12 protein-coding genes are annotated in these 12,661 nt (G+C 64.3%); 7 read left to right on the forward strand and 5 right to left on the reverse strand.

Annotated features, from left to right (window positions below):
• The first annotated feature begins 178 nt into the window (after window positions 1–178).
• Window positions 179–2,335: a glycine--tRNA ligase subunit beta gene (gene glyS, locus QQK95_RS07220; protein WP_284270415.1), complete on the forward strand. Its 2,157-nt coding sequence runs from the start codon at window positions 179–181 to the stop codon at window positions 2,333–2,335.
• Window positions 2,336–2,445: 110 nt separating this feature from the next.
• The gene (locus QQK95_RS07225) at window positions 2,446–2,769 is read left to right on the forward strand and encodes an ATPase (RefSeq protein ID WP_284270417.1); all 324 of its coding nucleotides are present in this window, start codon (window positions 2,446–2,448) and stop codon (window positions 2,767–2,769) included.
• Window positions 2,770–2,848: 79 nt separating this feature from the next.
• Here the strand turns inward: QQK95_RS07225 and QQK95_RS07230 are convergent, their stop codons facing one another.
• Together QQK95_RS07230 and QQK95_RS07235 are read right to left on the reverse strand one after the other, a co-directional pair.
• Window positions 2,849–3,238 (reverse strand): hypothetical protein, encoded by a 390-nt coding sequence (locus QQK95_RS07230; protein WP_284270419.1) that lies wholly within the window; start codon window positions 3,236–3,238, stop codon window positions 2,849–2,851.
• 164 nt (window positions 3,239–3,402) lie between these two features.
• Window positions 3,403–3,849, reverse strand: a complete 447-nt coding sequence (locus QQK95_RS07235) for a hypothetical protein (RefSeq protein WP_284270421.1) — start codon at window positions 3,847–3,849, stop codon at window positions 3,403–3,405.
• A gap of 161 nt (window positions 3,850–4,010) precedes the next feature.
• Here QQK95_RS07235 and QQK95_RS07240 point away from each other — a divergent pair, with 161 nt between their 5' ends.
• The 3 genes from QQK95_RS07240 (at window position 4,011) to QQK95_RS07250 (ending at window position 7,176) form a co-directional block, all read left to right on the forward strand.
• Window positions 4,011–4,985: an L-threonylcarbamoyladenylate synthase gene (locus QQK95_RS07240; protein WP_284270423.1), complete on the forward strand. Its 975-nt coding sequence runs from the start codon at window positions 4,011–4,013 to the stop codon at window positions 4,983–4,985.
• 9 nt (window positions 4,986–4,994) lie between these two features.
• Entirely contained in the window at window positions 4,995–6,425 is a 1,431-nt protein-coding gene (locus QQK95_RS07245; protein WP_284270425.1) for an FAD-binding oxidoreductase, read from the forward strand.
• A 184-nt stretch (window positions 6,426–6,609) separates the two neighbouring features.
• Window positions 6,610–7,176, forward strand: a complete 567-nt coding sequence (locus QQK95_RS07250) for a DUF6101 family protein (protein WP_284270427.1) — start codon at window positions 6,610–6,612, stop codon at window positions 7,174–7,176.
• A 32-nt stretch (window positions 7,177–7,208) separates the two neighbouring features.
• Here QQK95_RS07250 and ubiA read toward each other — a convergent pair whose 3' ends face one another.
• The gene (gene ubiA / locus QQK95_RS07255; protein ID WP_284270567.1) at window positions 7,209–8,192 is read right to left on the reverse strand and encodes a 4-hydroxybenzoate octaprenyltransferase; all 984 of its coding nucleotides are present in this window, start codon (window positions 8,190–8,192) and stop codon (window positions 7,209–7,211) included.
• A 68-nt stretch (window positions 8,193–8,260) separates the two neighbouring features.
• Window positions 8,261–9,172, reverse strand: a complete 912-nt coding sequence (locus QQK95_RS07260) for a LysR family transcriptional regulator (RefSeq protein ID WP_284270429.1) — start codon at window positions 9,170–9,172, stop codon at window positions 8,261–8,263.
• Between the two features lie 91 nt (window positions 9,173–9,263).
• Between QQK95_RS07260 and QQK95_RS07265 the strand changes: the two genes are divergently transcribed.
• On the forward strand, window positions 9,264–10,085 hold the full coding sequence (locus QQK95_RS07265) for a phytanoyl-CoA dioxygenase family protein (RefSeq protein ID WP_284270431.1): 822 nt from the start codon (window positions 9,264–9,266) through the stop codon (window positions 10,083–10,085).
• Between the two features lie 154 nt (window positions 10,086–10,239).
• Window positions 10,240–11,517, forward strand: a complete 1,278-nt coding sequence (purD, locus tag QQK95_RS07270; RefSeq protein WP_284270433.1) for a phosphoribosylamine--glycine ligase — start codon at window positions 10,240–10,242, stop codon at window positions 11,515–11,517.
• 17 nt (window positions 11,518–11,534) lie between these two features.
• Here purD and QQK95_RS07275 read toward each other — a convergent pair whose 3' ends face one another.
• Window positions 11,535–12,647, reverse strand: a complete 1,113-nt coding sequence (locus tag QQK95_RS07275) for a glycoside hydrolase family 25 protein (RefSeq protein ID WP_284270569.1) — start codon at window positions 12,645–12,647, stop codon at window positions 11,535–11,537.
• Window positions 12,648–12,661: the final 14 nt, after the last annotated feature.

A 12,661-nucleotide genomic window follows, 5' to 3' on the forward strand; every position in this document is an offset into this window, starting at 1 on the left:
CAATAGTTTCCTGCCTGAGCGTGGGTCGCTTCAGCGCTGCGTTCGGTTCATGGAAATCTTTGATCCAAGGACGGACTGGGTCGCCGCGTCCCGACAGGGCGGCCAAAATTTCTGGAAAGGGTGACAGCGGCCAGCCGAGTTGCTATGCCGCGCTCACCATTGCTGCGCGAGCCTCCACATGCCTGACCTGCTTCTAGAACTTCGCTCCGAGGAAATCCCCGCGCGCATGCAGCGCAAGGCGGCGGGTGACCTGAGGAAGATGCTGACCGACGGTCTGGTCGAGGCGGGTCTGACCTATGAGGCGGCGCGTGAGTACTGGACGCCGCGGCGTCTGACCCTCGACATCAGGGGCCTGACGGCGCGCTCGAAGGACATCCGTGAAGAAATCAAGGGACCGTCGACGACGGCGCCCGAGCAGGCGGTCCAGGGGTTCCTACGCAAGGCCGGGCTGTCTTCGGTCGCCGAGGCGCATGTCCATTCCGACCCGAAGAAGGGCGATTTCTATGTCGCCCACATTTCGAAGCCGGGCAGGGCGACCGAAGAGATCATTGCCGAACTGGTGCCAGGCATCATCCGCAATTTTCCCTGGCCGAAATCGATGCGCTGGGGGCCGGCCTCGGCCAAGCCGGGCTCGCTGCGCTGGGTGCGGCCGCTGCAGTCGATCCTGTGCACCTTCGGCCCGGAGACCGAGGAGCCTGTTGTGGTCGACTTCGAGATCGACGGCATCCACTCGGGCAACGCCACCTTTGGTCACCGCTTCCTGGCGCCCGGCGAAATCACCGTGCGCCGCTTCGACGATTATGTGAGCAAGCTGGAAGCGGCCAAGGTCGTGCTCGACGCCGACCGGCGCAAGGAGATCATCCTTGCCGACGCCCGCAACCTCGCTTTCGCCAACGGGCTCGACCTGGTCGAGGACGAAGGGTTGTTGGAGGAAGTGTCCGGTCTCGTCGAATGGCCTGTCGTGCTGATGGGCGAGTTCGAGCAGGATTTCCTGGCCATTCCGGCCGAAGTGATCCGGCTGACCATCCGCGCCAACCAGAAGTGCTTTGTCACGCGTCCGCAAGGTGAAGGCGAGGCGCTCTCCAACCGCTTCATCCTCACCGCCAACATCGAGGCGAGAGACGGCGGCAAGGAGATCGCGCACGGCAATGGCAAGGTGGTGCGCGCGCGCCTCTCCGATGCGCTTTATTTCTGGACGACGGACCAGGGCGATCTGCCTGACCTTGGACAGCTCGATGCCTCCGCGAAAAAGTTTGGGCTCGATCTGAAGAAGCCGCTCGACCAGCGCATGGCTCGCCTCGACCATCTCGGCGTGACCTTCCATGCCAAGCTCGGCACGCAAGGCGAGCGGGTGGAGCGGATCAGGCGGCTCGCCGAAGAACTGGCGCCGACCGTCGGTGCTGACCCGGCGCTCGCGGCTCGCGCAGCGGTTCTGGCCAAGGCCGACCTGCAGACCGAGGTGGTCGGCGAGTTCCCGGAATTGCAGGGCGCCATGGGCCGCAAATATGCGCTGCTGCAGGGCGAACACCCGTCCGTGGCAGCAGCCATCGAGGAACATTACAAGCCGCAAGGCCCGTCCGACTACGTGCCGAGCGATCCTGTGTCGGTCGCAGTGGCGTTGGCGGACAAGCTCGACACGCTGGTCGGCTTCTGGGCCATCGATGAAAAGCCGACGGGGTCGAAGGATCCGTATGCGCTGCGTCGTGCAGCGCTGGGTGTAGTGAGAATCTTGGTTGAAGACCGAATTCAACTGCGGCTGTCTTCCATCTTCGCGAGCGCCGGCGCGCGTTACGAGGGCAGTGGCGCGGACCAGATACGAGACCTCCTCGCCTTCTTCCACGACCGCCTCAAGGTCTACCTCCGTGACCAAGGCGCCCGCCACGATCTCATCGACGCAGTGATCACCCCGCAGTCCGACGACCTCTTGCAGATCGTCCGTCGCGTGGAGGCACTCGGCTCCTTCCTCGACACCGAGGACGGCAAGAACCTGCTCGCCGGCACCAAGCGTGCGGCCAACATCCTGGCCGCCGAGGAGAAGAAGAAAACAGCTGTCGCCGAGACCGTTGAGCCGGCTCTGTTCAAGGAGAATGCCGAGAAATCGCTGTTTGCGGCGGTGAATCAGGCCGAGAAGCAAGCCGGCGAAGCGATTCAAAACGAAGACTTTTCCGCCGCCATGCTGGCGCTTAGCGCGTTGCGCGAACCCGTTGATTCATTCTTTGAAGGTGTTCTCGTGAATGATGAAGATCTGGCGGTGCGAGCCAACCGCCTGGCGCTTCTCAACCGCATCCGTGCAGCCACCAGTCAGGTCGCGGATTTCGCGAAAATCGCGGGCTGAGCGCCTGAGAAAAATATCTGTAAGCCGGCCCATCGAGCCGGCTTACAGTCATATGACGATGATCTCTGCGTGGCAAAAGGGACATGTTCCCCAACCCAACGGAGGCTTCCATGAATTCCGATCACGACATCGAAGTGACTGAAGAAACCTCGGCCGCCGCCGAGGCGCTTGAATCCGCTTCCGAAACCGCCCTCGATCATGCCGCGGCCTCGGCGGTCGAAGCCGCCGATCACTCTGATGACGAGGACGGCGACGAAGAAGAAGGCGACGACGAAGACGGCGCTGAAGCCGCCACGCTCTCAGGCGATGACGACGAAGACGAAGATGAAGACGACGCTGATGACGCCGTGAAGGCGGAAGTCGATGACGCCGAAGAAGAATCCGAAGACGGCGAGTCCGAAGAGGACGACGACGACAAGGAAGAAGCGGCCTGAGATTTCTATCCGGCTCTGTCGAGAAAAGCGGCGGCGCATCGGCGTCGCCCCTTTTCTTATCCGTCTTCCCGGATGCTTGTCAGTTCTCCAGGATGCTGACGCGCACGCTGTTTTCGTAGACGTCGACCTGGATCAGCGGCTCGCCATTGACGATGGCGCGCTTGGTCGACGAACTCATCGCGCCGGGGCGCTCCAGCATGCGCTGCAGGTCGGCGCGCTGGTCGTTGGTCCTGAACCAGGCATCACCCTCGTCGTCGCTGTCGCGGCGATGGAATTTGTGCCAGTTGGCGCGGTCCTGCCGCACCATCTGTGCGGCGCTGTCCAGCGCATAGCCGTCGCTCGCCTGATGATCCCGATCGGAAATGCGCGCGACATAGGATCCCAGCATGTCATCGGCATGCGCTGTACCGGCGCCCAGCAGCGATGCCATCAGAAGCCCGGCCACGGTAACGGTCTTGGATAGTCTCATGATCAACCCCCTTTGAAACGACGAACTCGTCTGTCGGCGCCACTTGACCAAATTCAGGCGGCGGCTTCGAGCGGCAAGATATGCCGGCACGAACTCGCGCTGCAATGGTGCGCAGGGCGCCGTCCAGCTGTCAACGAGCTGGCCAGTCCAGCAATTCGTGGCCGCTACTTGACCTTGCCGACCCCGGGAACGGGCTTAGACGCGGCTGGCGGTGCGGCCGGCTTCTTCTGCGTGCCTGACGCCGGAGCCGCCGAGGCGGTCGCCTGGGCCGGAGCCGGAGCAGGAGCAGCGGCGGTGGTCGCGGCGGGCGCCTTGGCTTGCGCCGGTGTCGAGAAATCGCCGCCGACGATGCCGCCGCGAATGATCATCGGGCGTGGCATGAAGCCGTGCCGTGCCTCGGGCGCGTTGGGGATCGCCGCCACCTTCTCATAGGTGACGTCGGGCTCGCCGAGCGCGACGACGGACACCACATCGCTTGCCTTGATATCGGCCGCCTTCAGGGTCAGGATGGACGGCGTCGCGGCCGGCGCGCCGGGAAAGACCAGCGACGAGGCCTGAACTCCGCTGGCCATCGTGGCCAGGGCTATTCCCAGCAATACGCGCACAGACACCGATATAGCTCCCCTTGCCCAGAAGCTGCTCAATAGCAGGCCGGAATTGATGCCGGCTTTCTCGGAAGCATAGCATTTTAGGGATTGATAAATCGCCAAGGCCCTCTCTTGCCCAACAGCCGTCATCGTACTACGCAGCCGGCATCTGCGAGGTGACGAGAGTGGCTGAGATACTTGCCGTCGGCGAGGCGTTGGAGCGGGCGCTGACTTTGCTTCAGGCCGGCGATGTCGTCGCCATCCCGACGGAAACCGTCTACGGGCTCGCCGGCGACGCCACCAACGGCATCGGCGTGGCGCGCATCTTCGAAGCCAAGGGGCGGCCGCGCTTCAATCCGCTGATCGCCCATGTCGCCGACATGGCCATGGCCGAGCGCATCGCCGTGTTCGATCCGCTGTCGAAGAAACTCGCACAGGCGTTCTGGCCGGGTCCGCTGACGTTGGTGCTGCCGCAGCGACCTGGCAACGGCATCCATCCACTGGTCACGGCGGGGCTCGACACCATCGCCTTGCGCATGCCGAGGGGTTTTGGCGGCGACCTCATCGCAAAGCTCGGCCGGCCGCTTGCCGCGCCCAGCGCCAATTCCTCCGGCAGGATCAGTGCAACGACCGCGCAAGCGGTGGCGGCCGATCTCGGCGCCCGTATCAAGCTGGTGGTCGATGGCGGCGCGACGCCGGTCGGGCTGGAATCGACCATCGTCAAGGCCGAGGGAGCAGGAGTGCGCCTGCTCCGGCCAGGCGGTATCGCCGCCGCGGAGATCGAGGCAGCCATCAGCATGGAACTGTTGCGCGGCGGAGGAGCCGGCGTCGAGGCGCCGGGCATGCTTGCCTCGCACTATGCGCCGGGTGCTGCCATGCGGCTCAACGCCGGAACGGTTGGCAAGGATGAGGCGCTGCTGGGCTTCGGCGGTCAGCGGGCCGAAGGCTGGCGCAATGCTGCCGCGTTCCTCAACCTGTCTGTATCGGGTGACCTGCGCGAAGCGGCGAGCAATCTCTTCGCCTATATGCAGGAACTCGATCGCAGCGGCGCGCGCACCATCGCGGTGGAGACGATTCCTTTCGATGGGCTCGGCGAGGCCATCAACGACCGGCTCTCGCGTGCGGCCGCCCCACGTGACAACGCACAGCCCACAACATAGTTTTCCCGCATGACCGAAACCGCAAAGACACTCGACCCCGCTGTCATCGACCGTTTCGCGGCGATCGTCGGCGACAAATACGCGCTGCGCGACGAGCAGGACATCGCGCCTTACCTCGTCGAGCGACGCGGTCTCTGGCATGGCGCGACGTCGCTGGTGCTGCGGCCGGGCAGCGTCGACGAGGTCAGCCGCATCATGCGGCTGGCGACGGAGACCGGGACACCGATCGTGCCGCAAAGCGGCAACACCGGGCTGGTGGGCGCCCAGGTGCCGGACAAATCCGGCCGCGAGATCATCCTCTCGCTGTCGCGGCTGAACCGCATCCGCGAGATCGACGTTCTGTCCAACACGGTGACGGCGGAGGCCGGCGTCATCCTGCAGACGCTGCAGGAGGCGGCCGACGCCGCCGACCGGCTGTTTCCGCTGTCGCTCGCCGCGCAAGGCTCCTGCCAGATCGGCGGCAATCTTTCTTCCAACGCCGGCGGCACCGGTGTGCTGGCCTACGGCAATGCACGCGAACTCTGTCTCGGCGTCGAAGTGGTGCTGCCGACAGGCGAGGTCTTCGACGATCTGCGCAAATTGAAAAAGGACAACACCGGCTACGATTTGAAGGACTTGTTCGTCGGAGCCGAAGGTACGCTCGGCGTCATCACCGCCGCCGTCCTGAAACTGTTTCCGAAGCCGAAGGGGCGTGAGGTCGCATTCGTCGGCCTGTCGTCTGCCGAAGCGGCACTGTCGCTGTTCAGCATGGCGATGGACCGGGCCGGTGCTTCGCTCACGGCCTTCGAATTGATCGGCCAGAGACCCTACGATTTCACGCTCAGGCATGGCCAAGGTGTCGTGCGGCCGCTGGCCGACGACTGGCCCTGGTATGTCTTGATGCAGGTTTCCTCCGGCCGCTCGGAAGACGACGGCCGGGCGCTGATCGAGGAGGTGCTGGCGGATGGTCTCGAGCAAGGCATCGTCGGCGATGCCGTGGTCGCGGCAAGCCTTGCCCAGGGCGACGCTTTCTGGAATTTCCGCGAGACGCTGCCCGAGTGCCAGAAGCCGGAGGGCGCGTCGATCAAGCACGACATTTCGGTGCCGATCGCCTCGATCCCGCGCTTCATCGAAGAGGCCGCAGGCGCGGTGGCGTCAGTCAGTGCCGGCGCCCGCGTGGTCTGCTTCGGCCATATGGGTGACGGCAATCTTCATTATAACATCTCGCGGCCCGTCGATGGCGACGATGAGGCGTTTCTCGCCCTTTACCATCCCATGAACAAGGCCGTGCACGATGTCGTGCGCTCCTTCCACGGTTCGATCTCGGCCGAGCATGGCATCGGCCAGTTGAAGCGCGACGAACTGATCGCCACGGCCCCGCCGATGGCCATCGATCTGATGCGCCGGGTAAAAGCCGCCTTCGATCCGGCCGGCATCATGAATCCTGGTAAGGTTATCTGATCCTTTCAACATCTTGTGGTCGGTGGCATTCCGATAACCATCCCTGAGATCAGCAAAATTTAACCGACTTTCTTAAGCGCGGCGGTAAGGAGCCCGCGCTACTGTTTCCCCATAACGAGGCCGGGAAAACTGGCCCGGAGAGAACCGGACACCGGCTCTCAGGAGACAGACAGGAAGGCACTCTATGAACACCGGACTGAAGCCAGTCTGGGCGGGACGCAACATGCGCCTCGACCCATTCCGACTGCCCCAGATGGTCAGCTACGCCACCCGCGACGACTATGGCGACGTGACGTTCACCATCGACCATCGTGGCGCCGTGATCCGCCGCATGCTCGAAATGAGCGGCGTGCCGGCGATCATCGCCCTGCCGGCCAATGCGTTCCGCGGGGTCGCCGCCCGCGCTATGGAGGATCCGGAAGGCAGTGTCACGGTGACCCTGGAACTCCTGCACAATGATCCGATGCTGTCGGTGCCACTGCTGGTGGCCGATGATCTCGACGATGTCGCCGCCGACTGGCGCGCCTGGGCCGATGCCTACCGCCTGCCGATGCTGTTGATAGAATCGGATGGCGTCGCCCGCACCCTGGAAGAATCGCTCGGCGCCGCCATCAAGACGCTGCCGCCGCAGGATCGCCGCAAGGGCCGCGTTTCCAACACGCGCCGCCCGCGCTTCCTTGCCCGCCGCAGGGCCGGCAACCTCGGTCTCAGGCTGGTCATCGACGGCCAGGAGATCATTTCGCGCGACTGAATAACCCCGATCGCAGGAGTTGCCTGAAGCCGCTACACCAGCGGCTTCAGCGCCACCCACAATGCGCCGCCGATCAGGCCGAGGAAGATCAGCCAGCCGACCTGGTTGTTCGACCGGAACAGCCGCAGGCATTGGTCCGCATCGTTGATATCCAGAACCGCGATTTGCCGCGCCATATGGGCGCCGGCGGCGATCAATCCGGCGAGCGCTACCACCGGCGCCTGCGCCGAGGCGAAGGCGATGGCGAAGCAGATCAGCGTGCCGCCATAAAGCCCGGCCAGCCACGCCTTGGTGTTGTCGCCGAACAGCCGCGCCGTCGAGCGCACGCCGACAATGGCGTCGTCTTCCTTGTCCTGATGCGCGTAGATGGTGTCGTAGCCGATGACCCACAGGATCGAGCCGACATAGAGCATGATGGCGGGGCCATCGAGATCGCCGAACTCGACCGCCCATCCCATCAGCGCGCCCCAGGAAAAGGCAAGGCCGAGAAACAGTTGCGGCCAGTTGGTTATCCGCTTCATGAATGGATAGATGGCGACGATCACCAGCGAGCAGATGCCGAGCAGGATGGCGAAGCTGTTGAACTGCAGCAGCACGGCAAGGCCGACCAGGGCCTGCAGGACAAGAAACAGCCAGGCCCGCCGGCGCGTGGTCTGGCCCGACGGCAGCGGACGCGAGCGGGTGCGCTCGACCTGGTTGTCGATGTTCTCGTCGACGATGTCGTTATAGGTGCAGCCTGCGCCGCGCATGGCGATGGCGCCGGCCAGGAACAGCACGAGATACAAGGGCGCCGGCAGCAATGAAAGCAGCGGGTCGCCGGGGCGGGGATAGGCGCTCGCGGCGAGCGCCGCCGACCACCAGCAGGGCCACAAAAGCAATTGCCAGCCGATCGGCCTGTCCCATCGCGCGAGCTGCGCGTAGGGCCAAATCGAACGCGGCAGCACACGATAGACCCAATGGCCGTTCGGGGCATCGGCAACGCGGCCCTGGGCCGCCTTCGACTGGACAGGTTCCATGTCCATGGAGTGGCAGCAGCCGCGGAAACCGTCAAGCGGCAAGCGGACGAGGAGCGACCGTCAACCCGTCAGGAGGCGAAGATGTCGCGTGTGGAGAACCTGGCTTTCGCCGTCTCGACGAATGCCAGTGCCGCATTCGACACGCGCTGATGCGTGTCATAGGTGAGGATGATGCGCTGCATCGGCAGTGGATCCGACAGCGGCTTGCAGATCAAGGGCAGTCCATCATAGCTGCGGTCGCCTTGCGGGCGGGTGTAGCTGACGGCGACACCAAAGCCGTTCGCCACCATGCTGCGCTGGAGTTCGAACGAACTTGTCGCCCTGTCGGCCACCGGCGAGAGGCCACGGCCGCGGAACAGGTCGAGCATGTGCTGCCAGCTCTGCGGCTGGTCCGTCGTGATCAGCGGATAGGCGGCCAGATCCGCCAGGCTGACCTCGGTGTGGTCGGCCAGCGCATGGCCTGCCGGCAGCAATGCATGCGGCCGCAGCTCGTGCAGCAGGATGCGGGCGAAATGCGAGGGCAGACCGAGATCATAGCTGAGGCCGAGATCGATGGCGGCATCCGTCAGACGCCGCCCGAGCGTCTCGAACGTCTCGTCGCGAACGATCACTGCAACGCTTGGGTGGCGTTCGGAAAAGGCGCGGATGAGACCCGGCGCGAAATAGGGCGCCAGATCCTCGAAACATCCAAGCACCAGCTCGCCGCCGACGGCTGAATTGCCCGAGCCCAGGCTCATGAGTTCATCCGTCTCGGCAAGAACCTGTTTGGCCTTGGCCACGACGACGCGGCCGAAGGAGGTCAGCGAAACGCCGCTGCCGCGCTGGCGAACGAACAGTTTCTGGCCAAAATCCTTTTCGATCGCGTCTATCGCCACCGAAATCGAGGGCTGGGAGATGTTCTGCGCCCTGGCCGCGCCGGTGACGCTGCCATGGCGAGCGACCGCAACCAGATAACGCAATTGAGTAAGGCTCAGGCTCATAGTCTTGTTCTATGTGTCAGATGAGAAGTTATTATTTTACTGAATGAGCGTGGGTTGCGATAGTCGGCTTGATCCTGAAAGGAGGACACCCATGGCTCCCCAGACTGCCGCCCGCGCCATCGACACCGGCCTCATCGATGCGGAGACGATTGCCGACTACCAGCGTGACGGCGCGGTCTGTATCCGCGGCGCTTTCAAGGGCTGGGTCGATACGATTGCCGACGGCATCGAGCGCAACATGCAAAACCGCAGTGCCACCGCGTCCGACATCGCCAATGGCCGCGGCAGTTTCTTCGACGACTACTGCAACTGGGAGCGCATTCCTGAATTCGTCGAGGTGGTGCGGAAATCGCCGGCCGCCGAACTGGCGGCGGCGGTGATGCAGTCGCGCACGGCGCAGTTCTTCCACGATCACGTTCTGGTCAAGGAACCCGGCACGCAGAAGCCGACGCCCTGGCATCAGGACATCCCCTATTATTTCGTCGATGGCCAGCAGACGGTCAGCTTCTGGATCCCCATCGACCCGGTGAAGGAAGCGACGCTGCGCCTGATCGCCGGCTCGCACAAATGGGACAAGATGATCCTGCCGGTGCGCTGGCTCGACGACAGCAATTTCTATGCCGGTGAGGGCGACTATCTGCCGGTGCCGGACCCCGACAAGGACCCGTCGATGAAGGTGCTCGAATGGGAGATGGAGCCGGGCGACGCCATCCTGTTCGACTTCCGCACCGCTCATGGCGCGCGCGGCAATCTGACCGCGGCACGGCGCCGGGCGCTGTCACTGCGCTGGGTCGGCGACGATGCCCATTATGTCGAGCGGCCGGGCCGCACCTCGCCGCCCTATCATGGCCATGGCATGCGGCCGGGCCAGAAATTGCGCGAGGACTGGTTCCCGGTGGTTTTCCCGGGTTGAAGCGGGCCAGAATATGGGCGCCGGAATTCGGCGCCCATATTCGGCCGGGGATAACGTTCCCGTGCGCAATTTCGATCAAAACACCCTGATGCCTTGACCCGTCGCCCGGAGAGCAATAGCGGGTGCTCTCCAAGGTTAGCATCAAGAGGTGGCCATGAACGTTCTTCTTCTGGGCTCCGGCGGCCGCGAACATGCGCTTGCCTGGAAGATTGCCGCATCTCCCCTGCTGACCAAGCTCTACGCGGCTCCCGGCAATCCGGGCATCGGCGCTGAAGCCGAACTGGTGAAGCTGGACGTTACGGATCACGCCGCCGTGGCCGCTTTCTGTCACGAGAAAAAAATAGACCTCGTTGTGGTCGGTCCGGAGGGGCCGCTCGTCGCCGGTATTGCAGATGATCTGCGCGCCGAAAACATCCGCGTCTTCGGGCCCTCGAAGGCCGCCGCGCGGCTGGAAGGCTCGAAGGGTTTCACCAAGGATCTCTGCGCCCGATACAACATTCCGACAGCCGCCTATGGCCGTTTCGGCGATGTGGCCTCCGCCAAAGCCTATGTCGAAAAGACGGGCGCGCCGATCGTCATCAAGGCCGATGGGCTCGCCGCCGGGAAGGGTGTCACTGTCGCCATGACGCTGGAGGAGGCGCGGGCGGCCCTCGATGCCTGTTTCGAGGGTTCCTTCGGCGCGGCTGGGGCGGAGGTGGTGATCGAGGAATTCATGACCGGCGAGGAGGCGAGTTTTTTCTGCCTTTGCGACGGGACGACCGCGCTGCCTTTCGGCACGGCCCAGGACCATAAGCGTGTCGGCGACGGCGACACCGGCCCCAACACCGGCGGCATGGGCGCCTATTCGCCGGCCCCGGTGATGACACCGGAAACGGTCGAGCGCACCATGCGCGAAATCATCGAGCCGACCATGCGCGGCATGGCCGAGCTTGGCGCGCCCTTCGCCGGCATTCTCTTCGCCGGGCTGATGATATCAGACAAGGGCCCGAAGCTGATCGAATACAACACCCGTTTCGGCGATCCCGAATGCCAGGTGCTGATGATGCGGCTGAAGGACGACCTGCTGGTACTGCTCAATGCCGCCGTCGACGGTCAGCTGGCACACACGTCCATACGCTGGCGCGATGAGGCGGCACTCACCGTGGTGATGGCGGCGCGGGGCTATCCCGGCACACCGGAAAAAGGCTCGGTCATTCGCGGAGTCGAGGACGCGGCTGGCGAAGGTGTCCAGATCTTCCACGCGGGCACCGCCATCAATGGCGGCGCGCTGGTCGCCAATGGCGGCCGCGTCCTCAATGTCACCGCGACCGGCGCCACGGTCGGCGAGGCGCAGGCGCGGGCCTATGCCGCGCTCGACCGGATCGATTGGCCGGACGGCTTCTGCCGCCGCGACATCGGCTGGCAGGCCGTGGCGCGCGAGAAGGCGAGCTGAGATTTCGGAGCGTCGGCTTACGGCTGGCCGCGATCGATTTCGGTCGAGGCGGTGCTGACCGGGTCGGCCACGGCAAAGGCGGCATCGAGCTGCTCGGGCGAACGCTGCCCGGTCCGCTTCCAGGCGACATATTGCACGATGCCGAAGCCCGGCCTGCGCGGCACCGTCTTCACCACAGGCATGCGGAAGCCGTCGCGGAATTTCGACCAGCGCGAACCGAGCACCGCGACCATTTCCTCGAAGGTCGGCGGCGTTGCGACATCGGCATAGATGAGGGTGGTCTTGCCGGCGAGCGCTGCCTCGCGCGACAGCGGCACCGGCACGCTGGCAAGGTAGTCGGATGGCACGTCGATCAGCCCGCCAAAGGGCCATTGCTGGCGCAGTGTGGCGGCGTCCGCCGGCACGACGTTGACGTCGATATTGTTAGGCGTGCCGGCAACCCTGTAGGGGCAACGGAAGCGGCCGCAATTGGCCTGCGCCGAGAATTGCCAGAGCGCGTAGCCCTGCCAGTTGCCCATCGGGAAATGCACGTCGATGTCGGGCTTGTAGCGTGCGTACCAAAGCGGCAGCCGCGACAGGAGCCGGTATTTGTAGCGATTGTCGGCGATATACTGCGCGGTCTTGCCGTTGGTGTAGAGCACCGGGAAGCGGCCGATGCGCCGGTGCACCTGGCGCACGAACTCCTCGGCGTCGTCGAGCGACATCCATTGCGACGGATCGATGCCCTCGATGTCGAGCGCCATGAGATCGTCCGGCGCGGGGTCGGCGAAATCGAGGAAATTATTGGCCTGCTCGACCGGATTGCCGGGGCGGGCAAGATGATAGGCGCCCCATTTCAGCCCAAGCGCCTTGGCCACGACGCGACGCGTCTGGAACAGTTCGCGCGTCACCGCATGGCGCTTCCACAGCGCCTTGCAGAGCTTCACGTCGGTGTCGCTGCCGAAACAGAAATAGGGCGGCGGCATGCCGTCGGAGGCCTTGTTGATGAAGGCGGCTATGCGCTTGTCGGTGGCCAACTGCGCCCAGTCGATGGAATTGTATTCGTAGGCGTCGATCACCAAAGCGCGATCGGCACTCTTCCACGGCTCGGAGAAATCCGAAGCCTTTGCCGCCGATATCAGCGCCATCATCGCCGCGAGAGCGA

This window comes from Mesorhizobium huakuii, assembly GCF_030160235.1.
Taxonomy (GTDB): Bacteria; Pseudomonadota; Alphaproteobacteria; order Rhizobiales; family Rhizobiaceae; genus Mesorhizobium; species Mesorhizobium huakuii.